The sequence below is a fragment of the Pseudomonadota bacterium genome, assembly GCA_039024915.1.
Lineage (GTDB): Bacteria > Pseudomonadota > Alphaproteobacteria > Rhizobiales > MH13 > MH13.
The window spans coordinates 220,092-245,287 of record JBCCPK010000002.1 but is presented as its reverse complement, the minus strand read 5'-3'; the positions used below and the strand labels follow the sequence as shown (position 1 = coordinate 245,287).

Here is a 25,196-nt window from a genome sequence, read left to right as displayed (position 1 = left end):
CGCCCCCACGCTGCTAAGACCAAGTTCACTGCATGTTGCGTGGGATAAACGATTTGGGCGAGCGGGCAGCCTTTCCATTTTCAGCCATTGTTGGCCAGACATCCATGAAGCGGGCGCTGCTGATCTCAGCGGTCGACCCTGCGGTAGGTGGCGTCCTGGTCTTTGGTGATCGAGGGACCGGCAAGTCGACAGCTGTGCGAGCCCTCGCTCAGCTACTGCCGAAGATGCGCGTCGTGTTGGGGTCGCCCTACAATATCGATCCGACGTCCATACCTGAAACCGATGGTGTGAAGAGCCGTCTGGTTCCTGTTCCCGTGGTCGACTTACCGCTTGGCGCAACCGAAGATAGGGTTGTCGGAGCATTGGATATCGAAAAGGCTCTCACCCAGGGCGAGCGGTCGTTTCAGCCCGGTTTGCTGGCCCAGGCCAATCGAGGTTTTCTGTACATTGATGAAATCAATCTGCTCGAAGATCATCTCGTGGACTTGTTGCTCGATGTCGCAGCCTCAGGTGAGAACCTTGTGGAACGCGAGGGGCTGTCCATCCGCCATCCGGCGCGATTTGTTCTGATCGGTTCCGGCAACCCCGAAGAAGGCGAGTTGCGCCCGCAGCTCCTCGATCGGTTTGGATTGTCGGTGGATGTTGCAACGCCCGAAGCGATCAAAGACCGTATTGAGGTCGTACGACGTCGCGATGCGTTCGATCGTGATCCCACGGCTTTCTATGAGAAGTGGAAGCGGAAAGACGCCCAGGTTCGGCGCAGCATCGTCTCAGCGCGCGAACGGTTGGAGAGTGTCGATGTCCCAGACCGTGCGCTGGAACGCGCCGCTGCGCTGTGCATGGCGTTAGGTACCGATGGGCTGAGAGGGGAGCTGACCCTGATGCGCGCCGCACGAGCGCATGCAGCCTTGGAGGGTGAAGAACAAGTCGGTGAGGCGGCGCTCGACTTCGTTGCACCTATGGTTCTCGGGCATCGCCTTCGCCGCAACCCCCTTGACGACTCGCGAGCGGTCACACGGGTCGAAAAGGCACTTGCGGAGTTGGTCGGGTGACCGCCAACCTCCCTTTTACTGGCGTGCAAGGACAGCCACTTCATGCGCCCGCCCCGATACCCGGAGACGATGTTCGCGCCATGGTTTGGGCGGATAGCTGCATGGCAGCGGCTTGCTTTGCCGTTGCGCCCGCTGGGTTTGGCGGTATCTCGGTTCGCGCGCATGCGGGGCCGGTGCGCGATCGGATGGTCGCTCATGTATCAGGCTTGGTGAAAGGGTACGGACCGCTTCGCAAGCTGCCGGTCCACTGCCCAGATGACCGGCTCGCCGGTGGTCTCGACCTTGCCGCCACCTTGTCTCAAGGTCGGCCAGTTGCCCAGAGGGGTCTGCTTTCGGAAGCAGATGGTGGTGTCGTCGTCGTTCCAATGGCAGAGCGAGCCGAGGGCCTCGTTGTAACGCGGCTCCTAAACGCTCTTGATAGCGGGAAGGTCGCTGTCGAACGTGACGGGTTGGCCCACCGTTTGGACGCGCGCGTCGGAGTTGTGGCGCTTGACGAGGGCCTGGATGATCATGAAACGCTTGCGCCAGCGCTTGCCGACCGCCTTGCCTTCAGCTTCGACCTTCGTGCGCTTTCGATCCGAGACTGCGTATCGCCTACGATTCATGCAGCGGATGTCGAAGCGGCACGGGGTCGTTATGAGCAGCGGAGCGAACAGGGCGAAATTGTCGAGGCGGTTATGGCGATAGCGGACGCTTTCGGAGTCCGCTCGGCTCGTATCGGGCTTTTTGCGGTGCGGGCGGCTCACGCTCTCGCGGCGCTCAATGGCCGTGATCTAGCGTCGCAAGATGATGTCGGACTCGCGGCGAGGCTGGTGATTGCGCCAAGAGCCACCCAACTTCCGAGTGTCGAGCAAACTGAGCCGGTCGAAGATGAACCTTCGGAGCAGGATAGGCCCGATCCACGTGATCAGGAGCAAGCTGATCCCAAAGATCGGAGCGATCTCCAGGCAGATGACAATTCCATGGATCAAGGCCCCCTTGATGACCGCGTCGTTGAGGCTGTGACGGCAGCCATACCGGCTGATCTGCTTCAGCAACTTAAGCTCGGCGCCGCCTTTCAATCGCAGTCTTCAAGGTCAGCCGCCGGGCAGGGCGCGGTTCGAATGGCGCCTCAACGCGGGCGACCGTTAGGTTCAAAGCGCGGTCGGATCGGTGGTCACCAGAGGCTTCATGTCGTTGATACTCTGCGGACAGCGGCGCCGTGGCAGACGCTTCGTAAGCGGGAACGTGGCAATGCAGGGGTTGCGAGTAGTGTTGATGTACGAGCCGACGATATTCGGGTCCGGCGTTTCAAGCATCGCGAGGAAAGCGTCACGATCTTCGTCGTTGACGCCTCCGGTTCGTCCGCACTCAACAGGTTAGCCGAGGTCAAGGGAGCGGTGGAGCTGCTGCTCGCTGAGAGCTATGCACGGCGAGACTATGTTGGCTTGATTGCATTTCGCGGGTCAGCTGCGGAATTGATCTTGCCGCCGACCCGCTCGCTGGTGCGCGCCAAAAGAGCGCTGGCTGCGCTACCTGGAGGTGGTGGGACACCGCTCGCGTTGGCAATCGATGCGGGTGGTCAGCTTGCCAGCGATTGCCGAAAGCGGGGGCAATCTCCTCGGGTGGTGTTCATGACGGACGGGCAGGCGAACGTCGGTTATGGCAATGCTTCTGGCCGCGCAGCAGCGCATGCGGATGCTCTGTCAGCGGCGCGACGCTTCGCGACCGAACGTCTGTCGGCCATGCTTATCGACACGAGCCCACGCAAGAGCTCGAAGGCCGCGGAGTTGTCGCAAGCGATGGCGGCGCACTATCTGCCACTTCCGCACGCCAGTGCCGAAGGGATCACCGCGGCGGTAGCGGCCGCGGCTTCGTCTGTAGGGCGAGGCTAGCCGCATGTTTCTCGCTCCTGATCCACCTTCATGGCGCGCACTCGGCAAGGTCTGGCCCCACGCTTCGGTCAGCGAGTTTGTTGATTCTGGTGGGTTACGGTGGCACGTGCAGACCATGGGCGAGGGGCCCGTCGCTCTTCTTATCCACGGTACCGGCGCCTCATCCCATTCCTGGCGGGATGTTATGCCGCTGCTGGCGCAGCACATGCAGGTATTGGCTATCGATCTGCCCGGGCACGCGTTTACAGATGCACCCCCGAGCTATCGTCTGACGCTTCCCCGTGTTGCGCGACTGGTGGCAGGTTTGTTGGATGAGATTGGTGTGTCCGTTGACGTTGCCATTGGCCACTCGGCGGGAGCTGCAATTCTCATCGAGGCAATCCACAGCCAAGCGGTCCAGCCGCGTGCACTCATCGGCGTAAACGGTGCTTTCCAACCGTTTGAAGGTTTGGCAGGTTCGGTCTTTCCGGCAATGGCGAAGCTGCTTTTCATCAATCCGCTGACGCCCAGAGTGTTTGCCCTTTCGGGGCGCGATGAACGCCGCGTTCGGCGGCTGATCGATCAGACTGGGTCGCAGATCGACCAACAGGGCGTCGACTACTACCATGCCTTGATGATGTCGTCCGGGCACATAGCCGGGGCTTTGGCGATGATGGCGAACTGGGATCTTCAACGTCTCCAGTCACGTTTCAAAGACGTTGGTACGCCAACCCTGCTTCTGGCGGGCGATAAAGACAGGACCGTGCGACCGGCGGTTTCGGCGCGTGTTGCAGAAGCGATGCCGAACGCATCGTTAGAAATCGTTGAGGGCTGCGGGCATCTGCTGCATGAGGAACGACCCGAGGAGTTCGCGCGGCGATGTCTATCGTTTACGCACGAGCGTGGAGTGTTCGCGTAATGCTGACAAGAACGAGTTTCCGGAAGGGTGACAAATGACGAGCCCGGAATTCAAAGCGTCCTTGCAGATGGGCTGGAACGAGACCGCTTGCCGGGCATTGATCCGCCGCGGGTCCAAGTCCTTTTACGCGGCCTCGCTACTGCTGCCTAAAAGGGTTCGAAAGCCTGCATACGCCCTCTATGCTTTTTGCCGCTTGTCCGATGATGCCGTCGATGCGCTTGACGCGCCGGTTGATGCGGTCGATCGGCTAAGGGACCGCCTAGACCGGGTCTATGCCGGACGTCCGGAGGCTATTCCTGCCGACCGGGCGTTCGCGGACGTCATTGAAGCCTTTGATATGCCTCGCGCTTTGCCCGAAGCCTTGCTTGAGGGCCTCGAGTGGGATGCCGCTGGTTGGCGACCAAAAACCTTGTCGGATACCATCGCCTACAGCGCGCGTGTCGCCGCGTCCGTTGGTTCGATGATGACCATTCTCATGGGAACGCGTGACCAGGGCACGCACGCACGCGCGTGCGATCTAGGTGTGGCAATGCAGCTTACAAATATCGCTCGCGATGTTGGGGAGGATGCACGGCGTGGTCGGACCTACATCCCGACCGAGTGGCTTGAGAGGGCGGGTATTGATCCCGACGAGTTTGTTGCTTCGCCAAAATTTAGTGAAGCTGTAGCCGATTGCACGCGCCACCTGCTTGGTGAGGCTCGAACGCTTTATGATCGGGCTTTGAGTGGTATCGCGCAGTTGCCGACCGATTGCCGTCCAGCAATACACGGTGCCCGGCTGATCTATAGCGAAATTGGCAGCGTCATCGCCGACAATGGGTACAACTCGATCGATGATCGAGCTTTTGTGACGACCAGCCGCAAGCTCGCCTTGTTGGCTGCCGCTGGAAGGCAAAGCCTCCGTGCCCAAGGTGTCGTGGATGAACCAGCCCTTGAAGAGACAACCTTTCTGGTCGATGCGGTCACTACCGGTGCACCATCGCGCCGCGAAGACTTCAAGGATCAGCGCTTTCTGCCAGCCGATGATGAGCCGGATCGTGGGGTTGGTCGGATGATACAACTCATTCATCTGCTTGCGCGACGTGATAGTGCGCGTACGACGGTCACTCGCGCGAATTAGCGTCTGCGCGGGGTCCGCTCATAGGTCTTGCTATGGTCACCTGCGCCAGAGACTAGAGCTGGCCGAATTGACCTTGCCCCCACCGGACGCGTACTACGCAATTCAGTTTGACGAGCCATACACGGTCTTAGGGTCTGGATTGCTATGACGATTTCTTGGTCACTGTTCGCCTTTTTTGGGTTGTGTTTCGTCGCGGCTTTATCGGGAAGTGTGTTCCGCCCTGGCGAATGGTATCGGCAACTCAACAAGCCGTCATGGAATCCGCCTGACTGGTTGTTTCCGGTCGCCTGGACCGCGCTTTTTGCCATGATGGCGATTTCAGCATGGCTGGTTTATCGTCAGGCAGGTTTGCAGGGTGCGGGGCTGCTCGCACTAAGTGCATGGCTGGCACAACTGGCCTTGAATGCGCTTTGGTCGGCAATCTTCTTTGGGGCTCGTCGCATGGACTTGGCCTTGATAGAGGTCGCCGCACTTTGGCTTGCAATTGTCTGGACGATTGTCCTGTTCTGGCCAATCTCCACTTTGGCAGGCGCGTTAATGCTGCCCTATCTGGCGTGGGTGAGTTTCGCTGCCTTCTTAAATTGGACCTTGCTGCGCATAAACCGCTCGACCGCAACGAGCGTACCAAACGACGCGTAAACGAAAACGGAGAAGCGTCGTGGAGTACGAGACCTTCAAAGCACTCAAGTTTGTCATGCTGGCTGTCGCTTTTTTCGGCTTCTGTTTTTGGCAGCTTTATTCGGTCGACAAAGACATCAAAAAACGTGAGGCGAAGCAGGTGGCGGATGCCGCTAAGTCGGCCAATGGCTCCGACGCGGCATCCGAAACGGCAAGAGCCGCTTGACCCAGCCAGATCTGAAGCGGTCAAGATTGAGAGCTTCGTGCACCGCGGGACACGCTTTGCCGTTCAAAATGATTGATATCACGTCGCGCGTGTAAAATGGCGCGTCTAGAAACGGCGTTGTGATTTTCGCTTCATCGGCGATCTCAGATCGCGTATGGCGTTTGATGCCCCACAGCCCAGGCTTTAGTTGGGCAGTGGGTGGAGCAGTATAAGTCTCTACGCGACCTTGGTGATCCACGTGGATGGCGATGACAGACTGTCGACCCGAACGCTCATCTGGCTCGTAGAAGATCACGGTGCCATCATCCACCGTCGCCCGCGACCAGGTCCAACCTGAAAAATCATCTTCAAGTGCGGCCGAACCAGTATTGGTGTCTGCATAACCATGCCCGCTCCAAGATAGTGCGGGGCGTTGAAAGTCCGCGGAGATGGTGCCGAACGGCGCGTACGGCCACCAGTGATGCCTCGCATTGCTGTCCAGCTCAAAGGATCTGTTTTGGACGAAATCCGGGCGAAAGCGGATCTCCCCGCTCAAGCGGCGCGGAAGCGGCGCACAGATTTCGTTGACGGCAATAACAAGCGTGTCGTTTTGCCACCGAATTGAACTGGGACCGACGGTGAAGCTATCGGGGGTTTGTGCCAGTGCGCTGCGACCCCGCTCGGTCATCGACCAGCGCCTTGTGTCGCCATACAGAGCAACATTAATGCACACATGGTCTTCGGGCTTCGAGCGATCAGACCATGCGTAATAGGGCGAGAAAACGCTGCCCACGAACCCTATGACGGTGAGGCCGTGGCGCCCGTCATCGCTCAGGCCGTCAATGTACCACCAACGGTAACCGCCCGTGGGCGTGAGAGCGTCGAAGTGCGGTCGGCCAGGTAAGCCGCTGCTGCCAGGCGACCCGAAAGGGCTGCCATCGGAACCCCAGGCCCCGGATGAACGCTCCCCCCGGCGAGGTACAGCCCCGGTACGGCCGTTCGATTGTCCGCTCTCTTGAAGCTGGCAAAGGGGCTGTGGTTGGCGCGGCCATACAAAGCCCCCCCGGAGCCGGGAAACAGCTGGCTGAAACCAACCGGGCCGGTTTGAACGCTCGCGGCCTCGTCGACCGATACCGTCAACCCGCATGCCTCCAATCGCTGCAAAGCTCGCTCGGCGCATGCGATCATCTCCTCGTTCAGCGTGCCGTTGGTGTCGCCATGGGGCGGTGCATTGATCACCATCAGCATGCGCTCGGCGTCGGTGATAGACGCCATCTGGGCGTTCGCCGATCGGTCCTGAGCGCACAGATAAACGGTTGGATCGTTCGGGAATTTGCCGCGTTGTAAGGTCGCCTCAAATTCTTCTGGGTAATCGCTCCCGAAAAAGACATTGTGATGCGACAGGTCAAATCCACTGGTGTTCGCCTCGAGCGTCCACGCGATCGCAGATAGTGAACGTTGCGATGGTGGAACCGGCTCTGCTGCGCCGGCAACTTCGCGACCGAGCATGCCGGTACCCAATGCCGATGCATCGGTGTTTGCGATCACCGCATTCGCCCCAAAGCGCTCGCCGGACGATAACAGGACAGCGGAGACCTTTCCGCCGTCGGTCTCTATCCGTTCAACTGGACAGTCTGTTCGAACGGTAACGCCCTTCGCTTCGCACGCCCGGCGCATGGCCAGCGCAAGGTTTTTCATACCACCGCTGACCTGCCAGACCCCTTGCATCTCAACATGGGCGATCAGCATGAGTGTTGCCGGTGCGGAGAAGGGAGAAGCGCCGGTGTAAGTCGAATACCGACCAAACAGTTGGATCAGGCGTGGGTCGGAAAAAACCTTCGAGAGAGACTGCCAGAGTGTCGAGAACGGTTGGACGGAGAAACCCCGGAAACCTAGATGCGCGCTCAAACTCATAACGGATGGTTTTGACGAGCGCAGGAACGGTTCCTCCAATAGTTCGTACATCTCGGCGGCTTGACGTGCAAAACTCTGAAAAGCGCGCGCTTCCGATGAGCCGCAGAACGCCGCTATCGCGTCGGTGCTGCGCTCAACATCGCCAAACAGGTCAAGGTAGCCGCGCTCGTCCCATGCATGGCGCGCAAGAACATCACACCGGCTGAGTTCGACGAAGTCGCTGAATTCGAGACCAGCTTCATCGAAAAGCTCTTCGAAGACCCAACGCATTGTGAACACCGTGGGGCCGCCGTCGATGGGCCTGCTGCCAACAGGCAGTGCGCGAACCTTACCGCCGACCTCCTTGCGCGCTTCGACAAGCGTGACGCTCAAGCCCTTTGCCGCCAGCTTCAGCGCCGCCGAGAGGCCACCCATGCCCGCGCCGACTATGACGATTTCATCCTTAGGCAAGGCGGCTCCCTGACAAGTCGATTGTTTTGAGGACAGCGCCGGAAGACAACTGTCAATTTAATTTGACAGTTTGCATAGTCCGATTAAATTGACAACTATCGGTCTCCAACGAGTGCCGCTGGATGAAAATGGTTTGGAGCAGACAATGGATGCCTCATCTTCGATCGAACGCGGCCTGGAGCTGGCGGTCCAATTGGCTCAAGGGCGCGGACGAGGATGCGAACGCGCGCCGGGACAATTGGGCATGGCGGTTCGCCACGCTGTCTTCCCCGGTGGCGCGCGGGTCCGGCCGAGGCTTTGCCTGGCGGTTTCAATGGCTTGTGGCGGCGATGCGCCAAGGTTGGCGGGTGCGGCGGCAACGAGTATTGAATTGCTCCACTGCGCGTCTCTCGTTCATGATGACATGCCTTGCTTCGATGACGCTCATATTCGTCGGGGTTTGCCGTCTGTTCACAAGGCATATGGCGAAGCCTTGGCGCTGCTTGCTGGTGATGCACTGATCGTGCTCGCCTTTGATGTGCTCGGCCACGCCGCTGAAGAGGCACCTGAAAGGCTCGGCCCCGTTCTCTCGACGCTGGCCGCGGCGGCAGGCATGCCGGGAGGCATTGTTGCAGGTCAGGGTTGGGAAAGCGAGACTGCGGTACCAGTGGAAGCCTATCATCGCGCGAAAACCGGGGGCCTGTTCATTGGAGCTGCAGCCGCCGGTGCTCAAGCCGCCGGGGATGATCCCGCGCCTTGGAGGCGTCTTGGTCAGGCGTTAGGTGCTGCCTATCAGGCAGCCGATGATTTACGCGACGCCTTGGGCACAGAGGAAGAGCTTGGAAAGCCCACCGGACAGGACCAGGTTCATCATCGGCCGAGCCTCGTGAGCAGTTGTGGTGTCCGTGAGACGGTGACGCGCCTGGAAGACTACGTGGCATCTGCAATCGCAGCCATACCGCCGTGTGCTGGAGCAGCATCCTTAGAGGCGTTGATCAAATCCGAAGCAAAGCGGCTGAAACCGAAGAACCTTTCACTGGTCGCCGCATAGTTTTGAAGCCAGTTGTGAATGAAGTAAGCCGCGATCCCGCGATGGACTTGCTTGTCAAGCCGACGAAGTTTCGGCATGGCAATGCCTGGCGCGAGGTGCGAGCCCGCGCAAGTGATGACCCTAGAGTAAGGCGGCTTTTGGCCGGTGGCGGGCAGTTGAACTTCGTGCGGGACAGATGGTTGGCGTGGCGCGACGCGCTGTTGCAGAAACCGGGTTTTATCCGCTGGGCCAGCCGTTTTCCGCTAACGAAGCCGATGGCGCGCCGTCGAACACGCGAGCTGTTCGATCTGGCTGCTGGGTTCGTTTACACGCAAATTTTGACAACCTGCGTCCGCCTGAACCTGTTTGAACATCTGCGATCTGGTCCAAAGACTGTGAAGTCGCTCGCTCAGGCGCTCGACTTACCGGTTAACTCCGTACGCACCGTGGTTAAGGGTGCACAAGCCCTTGATCTGATTGAAGAGCGTGGTGATGAGCGCTACGGACTTGGCCAATTAGGTGCCGCGCTCCTCGCCAACCCCGGTGTGATCGCGATGGTCCACCACCATGCTTTGTTGTACCAGGACTTACGCGACCCGGTTGCTTTGCTTCGCGACCCGTCAAGCGCGACATCCTTGTCGCGCTATTGGGCCTATGCGCAAGACAGCGTGCCGGACGCACTGCCTGCCGAATCGGTTGCCTCGTACTCTCAGCTGATGGCGTCGTCTCAGGATTTCATCTGCGCTGAGGTGCTCGACGCCTATCCCGTCACCAGACATCAGCAATTGCTTGATATTGGAGGTGGGGAGGGCCGGTTTGCCGAAGCGGCCATGATGCGCTCCAAGAAGATAAAGGCAACAGTTTTCGACCTGCCCGCAGTGGCCGAACGCGCGGAGTTGCGCTTCGCCGATGCTGGCTTCGCCCAGCGTGGTGGCGTCATTGGGGGCGACTTCTTTGTGGATTCGCTGCCTCAGATGGCCGATTTGGTGACTTTGGTTCGCGTTCTGCACGACCACGATGACGACAAGGCACGCAAGCTTCTGGACCAGGCGCACTCAGCGCTGCTTCCGGGCGGGACGGTCGTGATTGCAGAGCCAATGGCCGATACGCCAGGCGCTAAGAAGGCGGGTGACGCGTATTTTGGCTTTTATCTCATGGCGATGCGGTCGGGTCGCCCGCGAACGTTCGGTGAGATCAAGCGGTTTCTCGCCGACGCAGGCTTTGACAACGTTCGGGAGCACCAAACATCCAATCCGCTGTTGACCCGCGTTATCAGTGCGAAGGTTCTGTAAGGGAAAAAACGAGGGTGAGTGTCAAACTAACTTGACATGTAAATGTGTCAAATTAAACTGTCAGTCAGATTGTTGGATGCTGACGAAAGCCCCCTGGCGTGACCACTTGCCTCTCTACCACTGCAGTCGTTCTGCAAGCCCCTGAAAAACTTGGGCTTCGCGATCTACCGCTCACGCCTCTTGGTCCGCGTGATGTGCTGGTCGAGGTCGCCTACAGCGGCGTTTCCGCAGGTACGGAGCGCCTTTTGTGGAAGGGCGAGATGCCGACGTTCCCTGGCATGGGCTACCCGCTTGTTCCCGGTTACGAATCGGTTGGCGTGGTCAGCGACGCTGGCGAAGCTGCTAAGGCGCGCATTGGAGATGCGGTCTTTGTTCCCGGCGCGCGCTGTTATGGCGAGGTGCGCGGGCTCTTCGGCGGATCAGCGCGTCGCGTGGTGCTCGACGCAGACCGCGCGACGACCATTGATCGTAAGCTTGGGCGCGATGGCGTTCTCTTGGCGTTGGCGGCGACTGCCTACCACGCACTTGCTCAACCAGATGCCAAACCTCCCGAGGTCATCGTCGGCCACGGCGTGTTGGGTCGGCTTATGGCGCGGATCGCAACCGCCATTTTCGCGACGCCGCCGATTGTATGGGAAACCTCGGAGCACCGGCGTGATGGTGCCGAAGGATATGCCGTCGTCGATCCATCTGACGATGATCGGAAAGGCCTTGCAGCCCTATACGACGTCAGCGGTGACGGATCACTCCTTGATAGCCTTATTGCTCGCCTGGAACGCGGTGGGCAGGTGGTTCTTGCTGGCTTCTACAGCCAGCCACTTCAATTTGCGTTTCCCCCCGCATTCATGCGCGAAGCGCGCCTGCGTGTTGCCGCTGAATGGAACCCAGCGGATTTAAGCGCCGTGCTCGGTTTGATCGAGGCAGGCGACCTGTCGTTGAAAAATCTGGTGACACACTGCGAAGACGCAAGCACATCCAAACAAACTGATCGTGCTTACCGAACCGCCTTCGACGATCCCGATTGCCTCAAAATGGTTCTCGATTGGAGCGGCGTATCATGAGCATGACCTTGGACGATGCGTCGATTGCTGCTGCAGAGGCCTCAACTGAGGCCTCGGGTCGTCAGACACTTGTTGATCACACAACATCCTTGCGCGAAGAAGCCGCGCAGGCACCCGAACCCGCGCACTCCGGTCCCGTCACCAAGGAAACGCAGATCATTGCGATCTATGGCAAGGGTGGAATTGGTAAATCCTTCACCCTAGCCAACTTAAGCTACATGATGGCGCAGCAGGGCAAGAAGACCCTTCTGATCGGCTGCGATCCCAAGTCAGATACCACGTCACTGCTGTTCGGCGGGCGCTCAACCCCAACGATTATTGAGACCTCATCGGCCAAGAAAGAAGCTGGTGAGGAGGTTCAGGTTGGCGATGTCTGCTTCAAGCGTGACGGTGTTTACGCCATGGAGCTCGGTGGTCCTGAGGTCGGCCGAGGTTGTGGCGGGCGCGGCATCATCCATGGTTTTGAAACGCTTGAAAAACTGGGTTTCCACGATTGGGACTTCGACTACGTCCTGCTCGACTTTTTGGGTGACGTTGTATGCGGCGGTTTTGGTCTGCCGATCGCGCGAGACATGTGCCAAAAGGTGATTGTGGTCGGTTCGAACGACCTGCAGTCTCTGTACGTCGCCAACAATGTTTGCTCTGCCGTGGAGTACTTCCGTAAGCTTGGCGGCAATGTTGGCGTCGCCGGCATGGTGATCAACAAGGATGATGGAACAGGCGAAGCGCAAGCTTTCGCCGATGCTGTTGAGATACCTGTCCTTGCGGCGATTCCCGCCGATGAAGACATCCGCCGAAAGAGCGCAAACTACGACATTATCGGCAAGCCTGATGGTCCTTGGGGTCCATTGTTTGAAACGCTTGGCGTGAACGTGGCGGAGGCGCCGCCGAGACATCCCACTCCCCTGACGCACGATCAGTTGCTGGACCTTTTTAAAGGCAAGGAGAGCGATAGCGAGTTCAAGCTCGAGCCTGCCACGTATGCGGACATGTGCGGCGTGAACTACGTCGAGAAACCGTCCCTCGAAGTGATTTACGACGAGGCGTAGCGGCAATGACGGACAACCTCGATCGGCAGATGACACCAAATGTCGGAGACTTTGGCGGCTCGCAAGGGGCCGCTGAAGTCTATGAGGTGGTGTATGATGAGGCTGGTCGCGTCACCGTCGAAACCGTCCCGGTGATCGACCCCACCGCAAAGCCGCAAGTGACCAACCCGGACGCCAAGAAACGTTCCACCATTGAAGCGGGTGGAGCGCCTGCGAAGCGGGACGAAGCCACGTCAGCGGCTCCGAGCGACACAAATTCTGCTTCTGGCTGTCACGGTGGCAAGGACACGATGCGGGAAGCGGCGAGGGCGGCTGGCCAGAGTGCCGTGCTTGATGCGTTAGCGGAAGACTATCCCCAAGGCCCCCATGATCAGCCGCAATCCATGTGCCCGGCGTTCGGTTCGCTTCGGGTTGGGCTGCGCATGAAGCGGACTGCGACGATCCTCTCGGGTTCCGCCTGCTGCGTCTATGGGTTGACCTTCACTTCGCACTTTTACGGTGCGCGGCGCTCGGTTGGGTACGTTCCCTTCAATTCTGAAACTCTGGTCACGGGCAAACTGTTTGAAGACATTCGCGAGGCGGTTTTTGCGCTCGCAAAACCAGAAGACTACGACACCATAGTCGTCACCAATTTGTGTGTGCCGACCGCGTCGGGCGTCCCGCTGCGTTTGCTTCCAAAAGAGATCAATGGCGTCCGCGTGATCGGGATCGATGTTCCAGGTTTCGGCGTGCCGACACATGCCGAAGCCAAGGATGTCTTGGCCGGCGCGATGCTTGCTTATGCGAGACAGGAGGCAACTGCAGGACCCGTCCAGGCGCCAGATGCACCAAAGGCCGAGCGCCCCACGATTGCGCTTGTGGGTGAAATGTTCCCCGCTGATCCGATGGTGATCGGTCAGATGTTGGCGCCACTTGGCCTTGCGGCAGGACCTGTCGTTCCAACGCGCGAATGGCGCGAGCAGTACGCTGCTTTGGATTGCGCAGCGGTTGCTGGCATTCACCCATTCTACACAGCTACGTTCCGTGAGTTCGAAGCCTCAGGCCGCTTGGTTGTCGGATCAGCGCCGGTTGGACGTGACGGTACTGCGGAATGGCTTGAAGCAATCGGTGAAGCCTGCGGCGTCGCGCGCAAAAAGGTTCAGGCAGCGAAGGCTGCTCTTTTGCCCGGTATTGAGGGCGCGCTTCAGGGTCAGCGCATCAATGGGCGCATCACGATGTCGGGCTATGAGGGCTCGGAACTGCTTGTGGCCCGCCTTCTGATCGAGAGCGGGGCGGATGTTCGCTATGTCGGTACCGCGCTGCCGCGTACGCCGGTCGCTGAGATAGATCGCCAGTGGCTCGAGGCGAAGGGCGTTTCGGTGCGTTTCCGCGCTTCGCTTGAGGATGATCTTGCCGCAATGCGAACGTTTGAGCCCGATTTGGCCATCGGCACCACGCCGGTAGTGCAAAAGGCTAAAGAACTGTCGATCCCGGCGCTTTATTTCACAAATCTGATCTCCGCGCGGCCGCTCATGGGCGCAGCTGGTGCCGGCTCGCTGGTGCAAGTCATCAATGCCGCGATCGGTAACCGCGATCGGTTCAAGCGCATGACGGCGTTTTTCGAGGGCGTTGGGACGGGCGACCTCGCCGGCGTTTGGGAGCACAAGCCCGTCGAAAGACCTGAATTCAAAAAGAAATATGCCGCGCGCTTAGCAGCCGCCTCCAAGAAAGTCGTGGAGGGCTCAACGGGATGCTAGTGCTCGACCATGATAGAGCCGGCGGCTACTGGGGCTCGGTCTACGCCTTCACGGCAATCAAGGGCCTGCAGGTCATCATTGACGGGCCGGTTGGCTGCGAAAACCTGCCTGTCACCTCTGTGCTTCACTACACGGACGGTCTGCCGCCGCACGAGTTGCCGATTGTCGTTACCGGACTGGCGGAAGAGGAGCTCGGACAGAAGGGCACCGAGCAAGCGATGAGTCGCTCGCACAAGACCCTGGATCCGGCGCTGCCGGCGGTTGTCGTAACGGGTTCTATTGCCGAGATGATCGGCGGCGGCGTGACCCCTGAGGGCACCAACATCAAACGCTTCCTGCCGCGCACGATCGATGAGGATCAGTGGCAGAGCGCCGACCGTGCGTTGAAATGGCTTTGGACTGAGTTCGGGCCGAAGAAGGTGAAAGCGGTCAGAGCGCGCAAGCCGGACCAGAAGCCGAAGGTGAACATTATCGGCGCCATGTACGGCACGTTTAATTCGGCGTCCGATTTGGCGGAAATTCGGCGCCTGATCGAAGGCATAGGTGCCGAGGTCAACATGACCTTCCCGCTGGGTAGTCATTTGGCCGATGTGTCCAAGCTCGCAGACGCCGAGGTGAATGTCTGCTTGTATCGCGAGTTTGGCCGATTGTTGTGTGAGCATCTGGACCGCCCGTATCTCCAGGCGCCGATGGGACTGCATTCAACGACGCAATTCCTGCGGACACTTGGCGAGCTTCTGGGCCTCGATCCCGAACCGTTCATTGCCGAAGAGAAGCACACCACCATCAAGCCATTGTGGGATCTGTGGCGCTCGGTGACGCAGGACTTCTTCGGTACGGCGACTTTCGGGATTGTCGCAACTGAAACCTACTCCAGAGGTGTTCGGCACTTTCTCGAAGATGAGATGGGCTTGCCTTGTGCGTTTGCCGTGGCGCGGGAGAGTGGTCGGAAAACCGATAATGATGCCGTCCGCGAGATGGTGCATTCGAAAGCGCCGCTGGTGCTATTCGGCTCGTACAATGAACGCATGTATCTTGCCGAGAAACAGGCAGGATTTGGACCGCAACCGGTGTTCATTCCGGCATCCTTCCCCGGCGCCATTATCAGACGGAGCACCGGCACCCCCTTCATGGGGTACGCCGGCGCGGTCTACCTGGTCCAGGAAGTCTGCAACGCGCTGTTTGATGCGCTTTTCGCAATTCTCCCGCTTGCCTCGTCAATGGACAACGCGCCGGCGACCCCTGCGAGGGTCTCCGATGCGATCAGCTGGGATGCCGAGGCATCAGCCCTTCTCGACCGCGCGGTCGAGGCTGCGCCGGTTCTGGTTCGCATTTCCATGGCCAAGCGTTTGCGTGACGTGGCTGAGGCTAAGGCGCGTTCAGAGGGTTTACGGCACGTAGGCGTCGATCTTTTGCGGACCGGGCTTGCCGAAACCTATGACGAAAAGGAGCTGGCATGATGTCCATTGCACCTGTGCTGAGGACGCACCTGCGGGGTGAAACCTTCTGTGCCAACAATTCCAAGGAGTTGAGCTCGTGACTGACACACCACTGAACCGGGCTGGGTTGGGGCGCAATCGGCGCACAGAGCGGCGATCCTACGTTGTTTTGTACGCTCTAACTTTTGGACTTTTCTTGTTGGTGGCGATCCTTGCTCGGCTGATGCCGAGGCGGATTGATCCATTTCATTCGGGTGGCGGGGCCCGCAGATCAGTGTTGGCGGAGGCTCAGTCCGCCGCCAGCGCAACCATCGGGTACGCCTTCATGGGCTAGCCGATGATCTCAGATGGGCCGGCTTGCCGGTTCATCGCCCGGTGGTGAGCGAGAGCTTTCATCTCCGGTAATCCCCGCCGCGCGGGAGTTGCGCGGTAACGGCCGGTTTCGGCCACACATACGGAGGTCATCTTCATGGCTGCAGAAAAAGCAAGCCTATCGGGTCTGACCGCACAGGAAGCGCAGGAGTTTCACAAGCTCTTTGTGAAGGGTGCCATCGCGATGTCGCTGCTCCCTTTCCTCGCGCATATTTCTGCGTGGTTCTGGCGTCCGTGGCTCTAATCCCTTCAACCGAATAAGGACATCAAAACATGTGGAGAATCTGGCTCCTCTTCGATCCGCGGCGCATCATTGTCGCGCTGGCGGTCTTCCTGTTCTCGCTCGCAGTGTTGATCCACTTCATCTTGCTCAGCGATCCTTACTTCTACTGGCTTGGCGGTCCTGGTGGGGACGACATGTCGTCGATCGAGACCATCAAGAACCTGCTGCTTGTTCTGCCGACTTAGTGCGGCGGCTCGCCAGTAAACGCAACAACGCGATGTGGAGGGCATCGGCCGATTGGTCGGGCGTCTCGCAAAGCCTGGACTGCCTGTCTGAGAACCGGCATGCCCCCCGCTCGCACGCAACATTGTTTAGCAGCTAAGGCACCAGAGCACCCGCGAGCCGGGCCGGATGGTGATCGCTTAAAGCGGCCGCGCAAAGGGCAGGTCTTCCCCGCGGGGATGGCGGTCAGATGCCCGCTTGGCTAAGGAGGTTACTATGGCTTTGCTCAGCTTCGAGCGAAAGTACCGCGTCCGTGGCGGCACGCTCATCGGCGGCAATCTGTTCGATTTTTGGGTTGGCCCGTTTTACGTTGGTTTCTTCGGCGTAACGACGATGTTCTTCGTGATCCTGGGGACCGCGTTGATCATATTCGACGCATCCCAAGGTCCGACGTGGAACATCTGGATGCTGTCGATCGATCCGCCCGACATCAGCTACGGTCTTGGTTTTGCCCCGATGTCCGAAGGCGGATTCTGGCAAATCATCACCATCTGCGGTTTTGGGGCGTTTGCGTCCTGGGCGCTCCGAGAAGTTGAGATCTGCCGCAAGCTGGGCATGGGCTACCATGTGCCGTTCGCTTTTTCGGTCGCGATCTTCGCCTTCGCATCGCTCAACATCATTCGGCCGTTCATGCTTGGTGCATGGGGTCATGGCTTTCCCTACGGGATCATGAGCCACCTCAACTGGGTTTGGTTCACTGGCTACCAGTATGGGAATTTCCACTACAACCCCGCGCATATGGTCGCGATCACGTTCTTCTTCACGACCACTTTTGCGCTTGCGTTGCACGGTGGGATGGTGCTGTCGGCGACCAATCCTCAGCGCGGTGAGACCGTTAAATCTCCGGAGCATGAGGATACTTATTTCCGCGATACCATCGGCTATTCCATCGGCACGCTCGGTATCCACCGTCTTGGACTTTTCCTGGCGCTGAACGCCGGCTTCTGGAGCGCGATCTGCATCATCATTTCTGGACCGATTTATGCCGGTTCTTGGATCGATTGGTGGGAGTTCATTCGCGAAACCATGAACTGGGGCGGCCCAGGCCCGCAGTAGGAGAAGATCATGAACAACTATCAAAACATCTTCACCCGCGTGCAGGTCATGGGTCATCCCGAGCCGGGAATTGCCATCGATGATGACATGGAATTCGAGCGTAAGGGGGGCATGCTCAGCTACTGGATCGGAAAGATCGGTAACGCTCAGCTTGGACCCATCTACCTCGGCTTTCTGGGGGTCGCGTCGATCATCACCTTTATGATCAGCTTTACGATCATGGGTTTCAGCATGGCGATGGATGTCAACTGGAACCCGTATCTGTTCGTTCGGGAGTTCCTTTGGCTATCACTTGACCCCCCCTCGCCAGAGTACGGCCTGTCCTTCCCACCGCTGCGCGAAGGCGGTTGGTTCCTGATTGCCGGCTTCTTCCTGACGACCTCGATCCTGCTCTGGTGGGTTCGGATGTACCGTAGAGCGAAGAAACTCGGTCTTGGGCTGCATGTTTGCTACGCCTTCGCGGCTGCGATTTGGCTCTTCCTCGTTCTTGGGTTTTTCCGCCCAATCGCGATGGGAAGCTGGAGCGAGGCCGTCCCTTACGGGGTGTTTCCACACCTCGACTGGACCAACAACTTCTCGCTCGCTTGGGGGAACCTCTTCTGGAACCCATTCCACATGCTGTCGATTGTGTTTCTGTACGGTTCGGCTCTCCTGTTCGCCATGCATGGAGCAACGATCCTGGCGGTAACGCGCTACGGTGGCGAACGCGAAATCGAGCAGATCACCGATCGCGGTACTGCTTCTGAGCGTGCTGCACTGTTCTGGCGCTGGACCATGGGTTTCAACGCGTCAATGGAATCGGTTCACCGGTGGGCGTGGTGGTTTGCCATGCTGACCACTTTAACCGGTGGGATCGGCATTCTGATCACGGGCCCTGTCGTTGATGATTGGACGATCTGGGCGATGAAGCACGGTGTCGTGCCTGTAGATTTGTCGTGGTGGCCCATCACGCCCGACTCCACCACATCCAGTTGGGGCAATTAGCCCGCAAACGTTGCCTTGAAGGGATGTGGTGCTGGGACGGCGCCGGTCGAGAGACCGGCGCCGTTTACATTTTCAATGATGAGATCGTGAAACGCGTTCGAGCGTTACGTATCCGTAGCTGTCATTTTGCCTCGTGATCGACCAAAGTTCTGCCAGGCCTTCCGGCCATAGCGCTTCCGGGCGTTGCCGGCAGGGCTGGAGGGATCACATTACTTGCCAGACAAATGGCAGGTTCCACCCGCAACAATCTCCTGATTGCCGGATGACGGGTGATAGGAGCATGTCACGGTATAGATTTCGCTGACCTTCTGCCCGGTCTGTTGCCCTAGCGGTTGATAAAGAAATGAACGACGCGCCTGTGAGCGACGCGGAATTGGTCGCGGTCGCTTGGGTTTGGTCTGCGACTAAACCTTAGCTGCAGTCCCTTGACAGGGGTGGCGACTAACGGCCGAACGTCTTTTGTTACGGTGTTTCGTAGCTGACGTGCGAGCGGTTCAGGATCTGAAGCGCGATGATGCCTGCGTACTTAGTGCTTGGTACGACTTCCTGGCTGGTCGGTTGTATCGTGAGTTTGCCGAGGGCTCATGGAGCCGCCAATTTTTTGATGTTTCTTACCTTGAGCTCATCGTACAAGCGGAGACGGCGCTGCGGTGCCGAGCAGGGCTGTTTTTCCTCTCCGGCTAATCGCCTGAGAAAACGAACCGACCCAATCTCCGCCTATCAGCTGCGCTTACGCGCCCAACGTGTTTTCAACGCCTTGCGCCAACCGGTCTCGGTCAAAAGCCTACAACTCTGCTTGAGAGGCTTCGCTCTTCTTCGATCGGGTACCAGCGCCCTTGCACGCTTTTTTACGTACGTGCCGCAGGGGAGCGTCACGTTGCTCCACAGCCCTTTAGTTGGGGTGCACATGGCTGCTGTGCCGTAGCCCACCGTTCCTGTGCCGGATCCGGTTACAGTCCATAGGCACATAGGCACATAGGCACATACGGTGCGCCTATTTCCTGTGGTCTTGCAGAGCGCTTAAAGCCCCAATGCGAGCAGGTCGGCTAAGGCGCCGGTTTGAGTGGGGCCGAAGGAATCAAGCCTGATGTCGCGGCCTGTCTGGGGGTCGAACAGATACATGCCGTCGTTGGGCAATCTGCGAAGTTCGTAAGGCTCTGCCAATTCTGCTCCGATCGCAGTCCTGCTTCTGCCCAATCCTCGGATCGCCGCGCGCAGTAAGCCTTCACCTTGTGCCGGCATGGTGGTCAGGGTCTGCCCCGATACTGGGTCGATGATAGCAATGGTCTGATCGGTATTCTCGGTGAAGACGATGGACTGTTGAAAGGACGGCTGAATGCTCTCAATGGACCGAACCGGGTCGCCAAGGAGGGAATGAATACCAACGAACAGCAACGCGGCGATCGCAACACCGAATGCGAGCATTGCGGGGCGGCGCCCGACATAGGGCTTGCTCGGCGCGAGCGGGGGAAGGCGCTTGTTTTGTGCATCGGGTCCCATCTCGCTCCCAAGCGCCCCTTTTGAATTCGCTGAAAGTGCCGTCGCGCTTCGGACGGTGTTCGCCTCTTCCTGCTCGACAAACGCACGCAGAGCTTCGCCCAAAAGCATCGCCGTTTTTTCAGCTTGTGGGATGGCCCGGAGCATGGGTTCCGTGCGCCCGAGACGCCAGGGTCGCGCATGCGGCCACAGAATAAGATAGGCAATCGACACGCCTGGCTTGAACTGCACGCAGATGCTGCCAAAGCCACCTCTGCCATGCATATTAACCTGGGCACCGTCTATCTGCGCGAAGGGGATGCTGAAGGTCTTTTGGATAGCAACGCCAACCCGCAGAACAATTCGGCGGTTTGTTATCGTATAGACGGTGGTCTTTTCGACGAGCTTGGCAATGCCGTACAGGATCGCCAGCCCGACCAGTCCGAACGCGACAATGACCGCCGATTGGCCCGCTGCCAAACCAATGGATTGACCGGACGCCAGCGCAGCAGCACCTTGCGTCAGCGCCCCTGCGAGCACGGCTGTTCCAATCAGATGGGTCCTGTAGGCCTGCCGAGCGAACATGCGCCAGTTTGGCCCGCCTTGCCAAAGAATAAACTCGCCCCGAGGCAAAAGCGCAGGTAGCCCGCGCTTCGGCTCGGTGGCGAAATCATCGTCATTGTATATGTAGTTCAACGGCCCGCCTCGTTGATTGCGTCCTAGCTAGACAAGTGGATTGGCTCGATCAGGCATGGCGTAGAAGAAGCCTGCACCGTAATATCCCATGATCTTCTCTTCCTCGAGCATGGTGATGGTCTCGGGGTCTTTGGTCAGCGGTACATCCGCAAACTGGGAGCCTGTGATTGCGTCCACATACAGATGCGTTTCCGGCTTTGTGCGAACGACCGCAAAGTTTGCCGGCATCAAGACCGTGCGAACCTTGGGATCGTCGGAAACCTTGATCTCGTAGTAGCGAATCACGCTCTCCGCTTTATCGACCCAAACATCGACAACCGTGCCGCCGACAGCATCGTCACAGCCCTTAACCTCTCCTCCAATGGGATTGGGGTCACCGGACGGAATGGCGTAGACGTCCGCAACGCGCATTGGTTTGATCTTGACCTCGCCGCTCCACATCTGATCGGGAACGTCCGCGCGCTCCGCCCATGCGCCCGGTCCAACGCCGTCGAGCATTGGGTTGGATCCCGTTGGGTCTTTGGGAGCTCCGGACCATGGCTCTGATGGCTCCAAATTCAGCTTGCGCGATTCGCGTTTGTAATCGGGCAGGGCCACATCTCCGTGGCCATGGGGCAGCTTAAAAACCTTTGCGTCTGGCATGTAGATCACACCATGATTGACCACGGCGCCGGTCTCGTCAGACTCAAGCGGATAGCCTTCCCGCCTTGTTTCTTTTTGTATGTAAAACAAGAGGTAAGCGAAAAATGCCCAGAACAGATACAGAAGGATCTGAGCGAGATCCACGTAGGGCCCAAAGTTCACGAAATCAAAGTCGGAGAAATCCATGCCAGCCTCCAGAGGCGTCCAACGGTGTTCGGCCCGTGCAGCGGCGTTCGCCGCGCATCAAAGCGCGCTAAAAGTGACGGTCCGGCGAAACCGATGGCCCGCTATGGCACTCGACGGCACGCATCACTGACCGAAGGATAAAAGTACCGTCAGCCAGTGTCAAATAAATTGGACGGTAAGTTGCCTTTACGCAAATGGGTTTTCAGCGGACTAAGCCGCTGGAACCCACATATCGGACCGCTCCCGTAGATAAATACGGAACCATGGCGTGATCGCTTCGGGATTGTTGTCTGCCATCTCTGCAAGATCCGGGATGGATTGCCAGGCGACGGCCTCAACTTCCGACGGCTCCAGCCTAACGGTCAGCTCTTGTGGATTTGCTGTGCCGCGGAACAAATGCACGTGTTCATGCTCGGTCAGTCCCCCACCAACATCGGCCTTGTAGATCAGAGAGCCGACCGGGGTCAGCGGTACGCTGAAGCCCAGCTCTTCGTGTAGCCTCCGAGCTGCGGCCGTTGGTAGGTCCTCATTCCAGTGCGGATGGCTGCAACACGTGTTCGCCCACTGCCCACCACAGTGGTACTTTGACCATGCGCGCTGTTGCACAAGCAAACGACCATCTGGGCTGAACACGAAGACCGAAAGGGCAAGGTGCAACTGGCCTTGGCGGTGCGCCTCCATCTTCTCGATCGGAAAAACCGACCCGTCTTCGTCAATCGCCGGAATGATGATCTGCGACATGGTTTGCTCTCGCGCTCATTGGCGTTGTCCCGGTCTTCACCGAGGCTGGTCGCGGCGGTCTTCCGCGGTTCGCATGCAGTGTTTGGCCCTTTGGGAGTGACTGGGCTCCGGTCCTTAAACTGCGCAAAGCGCTCTGAGCCAAAACTGGAGTCTACGACCGCAAGCACCCCAAGAGCGACTTCGCACTTTAACCGATCAGAAAAAATGACAGGTAATTATGTCCATTCTTTCTGACACGTCACAAATGATGCCCTTGCTTATCGATGTTCTATACATGTTCTTGTTATGATCCGCCTTGTCGAACAATGTTCTGTTCTGGTTTGACTTAGGCCAACCCTGTTCTGCTTGCTGCCGAGCAAGCCGGCTAGAGCGTAAGGCGCTGCCTGACCCAGTCTCGCTGAAGCAGACTTGCCGGCTCAATGACAAGCGCCGACCGCGCAGGACGTGCCCTGTTTTGCTTCATTGCTCGCGGATCCGCCAGGCTATGCTACCGCTCGGCTGAGCGCACAGTGCGACCACAACTCGTTGAGAGCTTTGATCAGGTGATCGATATCCTCATCGGTATGCAGGGGCGATGGCGTAATACGAAGCCGTTCAGTACCCTTGGGTACGGTGGGGTAGTTGATCGGTTGAATGTAGATCCCGTACTGATCCAGCAAGACGTCGGAGATGAACTTGCATTTCTTCGGATCGCCGACCATCACCGGTATGATATGGCTTGGATTGGGTTGATGAGGAATGCCGTTTTCGTCCAATGCAGCGCGCACCTTTGCGACACGCTCTTTCTGGCGATCGCGCTCGGTTGCTGACCGTTTCAGATGGGCAATCGAGGCTGTTGCAGCTGCAGCCACAGCCGGCGGAAGCGCCGTTGTAAAAATGAAGCCCGACGAGAACGAACGGATGTAGTCGCACAGCGCGTTTGAACCGGTGATGTAACCACCCATGACGCCAAATGCCTTGCCTAGCGTTCCTTCAATCAACGTGACGCGGTCCATTACGCCGTCGCGTTCGGCAATACCGGCCCCACGTGCGCCGTACATGCCGACGGCGTGCACCTCGTCGAGATAGGTCATGGCGCCATGCCGCTCGGCCACATCACAAATCTCGTCGATCGGGGCGATGTCGCCATCCATCGAGTAAACGGATTCAAATGCCACGATTTTTGGCAGCGCGGGATCAAGGCCCGCGAGTATCTCGTCAAGATGAGCTGGGTCGTTGTGCCGCCAGATCATCTTCTTGGCGCGCGAATGGCGGATGCCTTCGATCATCGAGGCGTGGTTGAGCGCATCTGAGAGGATGACGCAGCCGGGTATCGTCGAGCCAAGCGTACCAAGCGAGGCCCAGTTCGAGACGTAGCCCGACGAGAAGATCAGAGCTGCTTCCTTTTGGTGCAGGTCTGCCAGCTCCTGCTCCAACATAACATGAAAGTGGTTTGTGCCTGAGATGTTGCGCGTTCCACCGGCGCCCGCACCGCAGCGATCAATCGCATTGTGCATGGCCTCGAGAACTTTGGGGTCCTGGCCCATACCGAGGTAATCGTTTGAACACCACACAGTAACCTCATGGGTCCCAGTCTGCGTGTGGCGGGTCGCCTTGGGAAAGTTGCCCTGCTGCCGCTCCAGATGGGCAAAAACCCGATAGTGGCCTTCCTGGCGCATGTCCGAAAGTTTGCGCCGGAAGAACCATTCGAAGCCGCTGATATTGGAGAACTCTGCATGGTGCTCCGCGCTATGTGCCTCGATTGTCTCGCTGGCAACATGGCTGATCGGGCACTTCCCACCCTCATCGAAGGGAGGCAGCTCAACGCTTAGTTGATCGTCATTGTCCCCGAGGCGGGCAATACCCCGCTGTGCGCCGTCTGTCATGATTGAGATCCCCCGATTGTACAGCCTGCCGCCACCGGCGACTGGTCATGAATGAGAAAAGATGACGAAGGTTTGCCCGCCCGAACGGGTTGCCCTTCCTTGTTGGTGGCCGCCAGGTTCAACGAGCGCCGGCGGAAGTCAGTGGATTTCTGGGTGTCCGCAACCGGTAGCGCTTTGACGTTGTCAGCCGGGCGCAAGTACCAGCGCCAGAGTTTCTCGTCTGGTAGCGGCAGAACGAGAAACCAATGTTCGAGAACGCCGAGCCCGCCCAGCGTGGTCAGAAGCGAAAATGCTACGGCCTGGCTTGTTTGACCGGCTTCCACGGCACCGATAGCGAGATGAGCGAACCAGAAGGTGAGCGCTGAACCCACCGTGATTGAAATTGGGAAAAGCAGGTTGAGGGCACGCGTGCGGAAGTAGCTTTTCAGGTGCGCAAGCCTGGCTGGCAGAAACTCCGAGGTGACGTTGGGCACGCCCAAGAAAATGTTGAACTTTGCCGACAGGCGCATCCCCCACAACAGCAAGAACGCCCAGAGCCCAGCCATGTTCAGCGATCCCGACAGCATGAGCCACAGGATTGCAGCGGTCCCGGCAATCGTTAGCTCGTGGTAGATCAAGGTCTGCGTGGCGTAGATGAAGCGTTGAAAGCCGCTCAGTTCTGGCGGACACACGGTGCGGCGCGGACCGGTGATCGTGCCGGATAGGAACGCGACCTCATTCCACCCCCAAAGGACGATGCCGGCGCAGAAAGACATGTAGGCGCCGGCAATCGTCATGTTGTCTTTGGTCAACCACAGCGCAGCCAACGCGACCACGGCCGTGACGCTGGCAAGCACCATCATGGCGCGCTCGCTCAGGCTTGGCATCCGATCGGCCAGTAGAATCAGGCCGGTCGAAAACCACCATAAGAACATGGCAAAAAGCGCTGGGATGACGAAATGGCTCAAAGTTCAGCT

Annotated in this window: 23 protein-coding genes; 16 read left to right on the top strand and 7 right to left on the bottom strand. The window is 58.7% G+C overall.

Features of this window, described 5'->3' with window-relative positions:
- Positions 1 to 32 precede the first annotated feature (32 nt).
- From bchI to AAF739_04440, 5 genes are all read left to right on the top strand, one after another.
- Positions 33 to 1,052, top strand: coding sequence for a magnesium chelatase ATPase subunit I (bchI, locus tag AAF739_04460; GenBank protein ID MEM6381905.1), 1,020 nt, complete (start codon positions 33 to 35; stop codon positions 1,050 to 1,052).
- Positions 1,049 to 2,926 carry a magnesium chelatase subunit D gene (locus tag AAF739_04455; protein ID MEM6381904.1) on the top strand — a complete coding sequence of 626 codons (1,878 nt, stop codon included), beginning with the start codon at positions 1,049 to 1,051 and terminating at the stop codon, positions 2,924 to 2,926. The genes bchI and AAF739_04455 overlap by 4 nt, the downstream gene beginning before the upstream one ends.
- Before the next feature lie 4 nt (positions 2,927 to 2,930).
- A complete protein-coding gene (gene bchO, locus AAF739_04450; GenBank protein MEM6381903.1) occupies positions 2,931 to 3,824 on the top strand; it encodes an alpha/beta fold hydrolase BchO in 894 nt (297 codons plus the stop codon).
- A 34-nt stretch (positions 3,825 to 3,858) separates the two neighbouring features.
- Positions 3,859 to 4,944: a phytoene/squalene synthase family protein gene (locus tag AAF739_04445; GenBank protein ID MEM6381902.1), complete on the top strand. Its 1,086-nt coding sequence runs from the start codon at positions 3,859 to 3,861 to the stop codon at positions 4,942 to 4,944.
- A gap of 144 nt (positions 4,945 to 5,088) precedes the next feature.
- Positions 5,089 to 5,583 carry a TspO/MBR family protein gene (locus tag AAF739_04440; protein ID MEM6381901.1) on the top strand — a complete coding sequence of 165 codons (495 nt, stop codon included), beginning with the start codon at positions 5,089 to 5,091 and terminating at the stop codon, positions 5,581 to 5,583.
- A gap of 152 nt (positions 5,584 to 5,735) precedes the next feature.
- On the opposite strand, the gene AAF739_04435 is transcribed toward AAF739_04440, so the two are convergent.
- Together AAF739_04435 and crtD are read right to left on the bottom strand one after the other, a co-directional pair.
- Positions 5,736 to 6,455, bottom strand: coding sequence for a carotenoid 1,2-hydratase (locus AAF739_04435; GenBank protein MEM6381900.1), 720 nt, complete (start codon positions 6,453 to 6,455; stop codon positions 5,736 to 5,738).
- 143 nt (positions 6,456 to 6,598) lie between these two features.
- Positions 6,599 to 8,131 carry a 1-hydroxycarotenoid 3,4-desaturase CrtD gene (gene crtD, locus AAF739_04430; protein ID MEM6381899.1) on the bottom strand — a complete coding sequence of 511 codons (1,533 nt, stop codon included), beginning with the start codon at positions 8,129 to 8,131 and terminating at the stop codon, positions 6,599 to 6,601.
- Positions 8,132 to 8,276: 145 nt separating this feature from the next.
- Here crtD and AAF739_04425 point away from each other — a divergent pair, with 145 nt between their 5' ends.
- The 11 genes from AAF739_04425 (at position 8,277) to pufM (ending at position 18,634) form a co-directional block, all read left to right on the top strand.
- Complete coding sequence (locus tag AAF739_04425) at positions 8,277 to 9,161, top strand: polyprenyl synthetase family protein (GenBank protein MEM6381898.1); 885 nt, start codon at positions 8,277 to 8,279, stop codon at positions 9,159 to 9,161.
- A 41-nt stretch (positions 9,162 to 9,202) separates the two neighbouring features.
- Positions 9,203 to 10,432: a methyltransferase gene (locus AAF739_04420; GenBank protein ID MEM6381897.1), complete on the top strand. Its 1,230-nt coding sequence runs from the start codon at positions 9,203 to 9,205 to the stop codon at positions 10,430 to 10,432.
- 98 nt (positions 10,433 to 10,530) lie between these two features.
- Positions 10,531 to 11,493, top strand: coding sequence for a chlorophyll synthesis pathway protein BchC (bchC, locus tag AAF739_04415; GenBank protein MEM6381896.1), 963 nt, complete (start codon positions 10,531 to 10,533; stop codon positions 11,491 to 11,493).
- Positions 11,490 to 12,542 carry a chlorophyllide a reductase iron protein subunit X gene (locus tag AAF739_04410; protein MEM6381895.1) on the top strand — a complete coding sequence of 351 codons (1,053 nt, stop codon included), beginning with the start codon at positions 11,490 to 11,492 and terminating at the stop codon, positions 12,540 to 12,542. The genes bchC and AAF739_04410 overlap by 4 nt, the downstream gene beginning before the upstream one ends.
- Before the next feature lie 5 nt (positions 12,543 to 12,547).
- Positions 12,548 to 14,278, top strand: coding sequence for a chlorophyllide a reductase subunit Y (gene bchY / locus AAF739_04405; GenBank protein ID MEM6381894.1), 1,731 nt, complete (start codon positions 12,548 to 12,550; stop codon positions 14,276 to 14,278).
- Positions 14,272 to 15,738, top strand: coding sequence for a chlorophyllide a reductase subunit Z (bchZ, locus tag AAF739_04400; protein ID MEM6381893.1), 1,467 nt, complete (start codon positions 14,272 to 14,274; stop codon positions 15,736 to 15,738). The genes bchY and bchZ overlap by 7 nt, the downstream gene beginning before the upstream one ends.
- Before the next feature lie 76 nt (positions 15,739 to 15,814).
- The gene (locus AAF739_04395; protein ID MEM6381892.1) at positions 15,815 to 16,051 is read left to right on the top strand and encodes a hypothetical protein; all 237 of its coding nucleotides are present in this window, start codon (positions 15,815 to 15,817) and stop codon (positions 16,049 to 16,051) included.
- Between the two features lie 135 nt (positions 16,052 to 16,186).
- Entirely contained in the window at positions 16,187 to 16,333 is a 147-nt protein-coding gene (locus AAF739_04390) for a light-harvesting protein (GenBank protein MEM6381891.1), read from the top strand.
- A gap of 29 nt (positions 16,334 to 16,362) precedes the next feature.
- A complete protein-coding gene (gene pufA, locus AAF739_04385) occupies positions 16,363 to 16,557 on the top strand; it encodes a light-harvesting antenna LH1, alpha subunit (GenBank protein MEM6381890.1) in 195 nt (64 codons plus the stop codon).
- 253 nt (positions 16,558 to 16,810) lie between these two features.
- Entirely contained in the window at positions 16,811 to 17,650 is an 840-nt protein-coding gene (gene pufL / locus AAF739_04380; GenBank protein ID MEM6381889.1) for a photosynthetic reaction center subunit L, read from the top strand.
- Positions 17,651 to 17,659: 9 nt separating this feature from the next.
- Positions 17,660 to 18,634, top strand: coding sequence for a photosynthetic reaction center subunit M (gene pufM / locus AAF739_04375; protein MEM6381888.1), 975 nt, complete (start codon positions 17,660 to 17,662; stop codon positions 18,632 to 18,634).
- 1,020 nt (positions 18,635 to 19,654) lie between these two features.
- Here the strand turns inward: pufM and puhB are convergent.
- The 5 genes from puhB to puhE form a co-directional block, all read right to left on the bottom strand.
- Positions 19,655 to 20,806, bottom strand: coding sequence for a photosynthetic complex putative assembly protein PuhB (gene puhB, locus AAF739_04370; GenBank protein ID MEM6381887.1), 1,152 nt, complete (start codon positions 20,804 to 20,806; stop codon positions 19,655 to 19,657).
- 27 nt (positions 20,807 to 20,833) lie between these two features.
- Entirely contained in the window at positions 20,834 to 21,634 is an 801-nt protein-coding gene (gene puhA / locus AAF739_04365) for a photosynthetic reaction center subunit H (GenBank protein ID MEM6381886.1), read from the bottom strand.
- Between the two features lie 210 nt (positions 21,635 to 21,844).
- Positions 21,845 to 22,375, bottom strand: coding sequence for an isopentenyl-diphosphate Delta-isomerase (gene idi, locus AAF739_04360; GenBank protein MEM6381885.1), 531 nt, complete (start codon positions 22,373 to 22,375; stop codon positions 21,845 to 21,847).
- Positions 22,376 to 22,857: 482 nt separating this feature from the next.
- On the bottom strand, positions 22,858 to 24,075 hold the full coding sequence (gene hemA / locus AAF739_04355; GenBank protein ID MEM6381884.1) for a 5-aminolevulinate synthase: 1,218 nt from the start codon (positions 24,073 to 24,075) through the stop codon (positions 22,858 to 22,860).
- A 161-nt stretch (positions 24,076 to 24,236) separates the two neighbouring features.
- Positions 24,237 to 25,187 (bottom strand): putative photosynthetic complex assembly protein PuhE, encoded by a 951-nt coding sequence (gene puhE / locus AAF739_04350; GenBank protein MEM6381883.1) that lies wholly within the window; start codon positions 25,185 to 25,187, stop codon positions 24,237 to 24,239.
- Positions 25,188 to 25,196: the final 9 nt, after the last annotated feature.

Coding starts and splice junctions, on each gene's coding strand:
- AAF739_04440 (MEM6381901.1), top strand. CDS start 5,089: ATGACGATTTCTTGGTCACTGTTCGCCTTTTTTGGGTTGTGTTTCGTC.
- AAF739_04445 (MEM6381902.1), top strand. CDS start 3,859: ATGACGAGCCCGGAATTCAAAGCGTCCTTGCAGATGGGCTGGAACGAG.
- pufL (MEM6381889.1), top strand. CDS start 16,811: ATGGCTTTGCTCAGCTTCGAGCGAAAGTACCGCGTCCGTGGCGGCACG.
- AAF739_04425 (MEM6381898.1), top strand. CDS start 8,277: ATGGATGCCTCATCTTCGATCGAACGCGGCCTGGAGCTGGCGGTCCAA.
- pufM (MEM6381888.1), top strand. CDS start 17,660: ATGAACAACTATCAAAACATCTTCACCCGCGTGCAGGTCATGGGTCAT.
- bchY (MEM6381894.1), top strand. CDS start 12,548: ATGACGGACAACCTCGATCGGCAGATGACACCAAATGTCGGAGACTTT.
- bchO (MEM6381903.1), top strand. CDS start 2,931: ATGTTTCTCGCTCCTGATCCACCTTCATGGCGCGCACTCGGCAAGGTC.
- AAF739_04435 (MEM6381900.1), bottom strand. CDS start 6,455: ATGACCGAGCGGGGTCGCAGCGCACTGGCACAAACCCCCGATAGCTTC.
- bchI (MEM6381905.1), top strand. CDS start 33: ATGTTGCGTGGGATAAACGATTTGGGCGAGCGGGCAGCCTTTCCATTT.
- AAF739_04390 (MEM6381891.1), top strand. CDS start 16,187: ATGGCTGCAGAAAAAGCAAGCCTATCGGGTCTGACCGCACAGGAAGCG.
- pufA (MEM6381890.1), top strand. CDS start 16,363: ATGTGGAGAATCTGGCTCCTCTTCGATCCGCGGCGCATCATTGTCGCG.
- idi (MEM6381885.1), bottom strand. CDS start 22,375: ATGTCGCAGATCATCATTCCGGCGATTGACGAAGACGGGTCGGTTTTT.
- AAF739_04410 (MEM6381895.1), top strand. CDS start 11,490: ATGAGCATGACCTTGGACGATGCGTCGATTGCTGCTGCAGAGGCCTCA.
- puhA (MEM6381886.1), bottom strand. CDS start 21,634: ATGGATTTCTCCGACTTTGATTTCGTGAACTTTGGGCCCTACGTGGAT.
- AAF739_04420 (MEM6381897.1), top strand. CDS start 9,203: ATGGACTTGCTTGTCAAGCCGACGAAGTTTCGGCATGGCAATGCCTGG.
- bchZ (MEM6381893.1), top strand. CDS start 14,272: ATGCTAGTGCTCGACCATGATAGAGCCGGCGGCTACTGGGGCTCGGTC.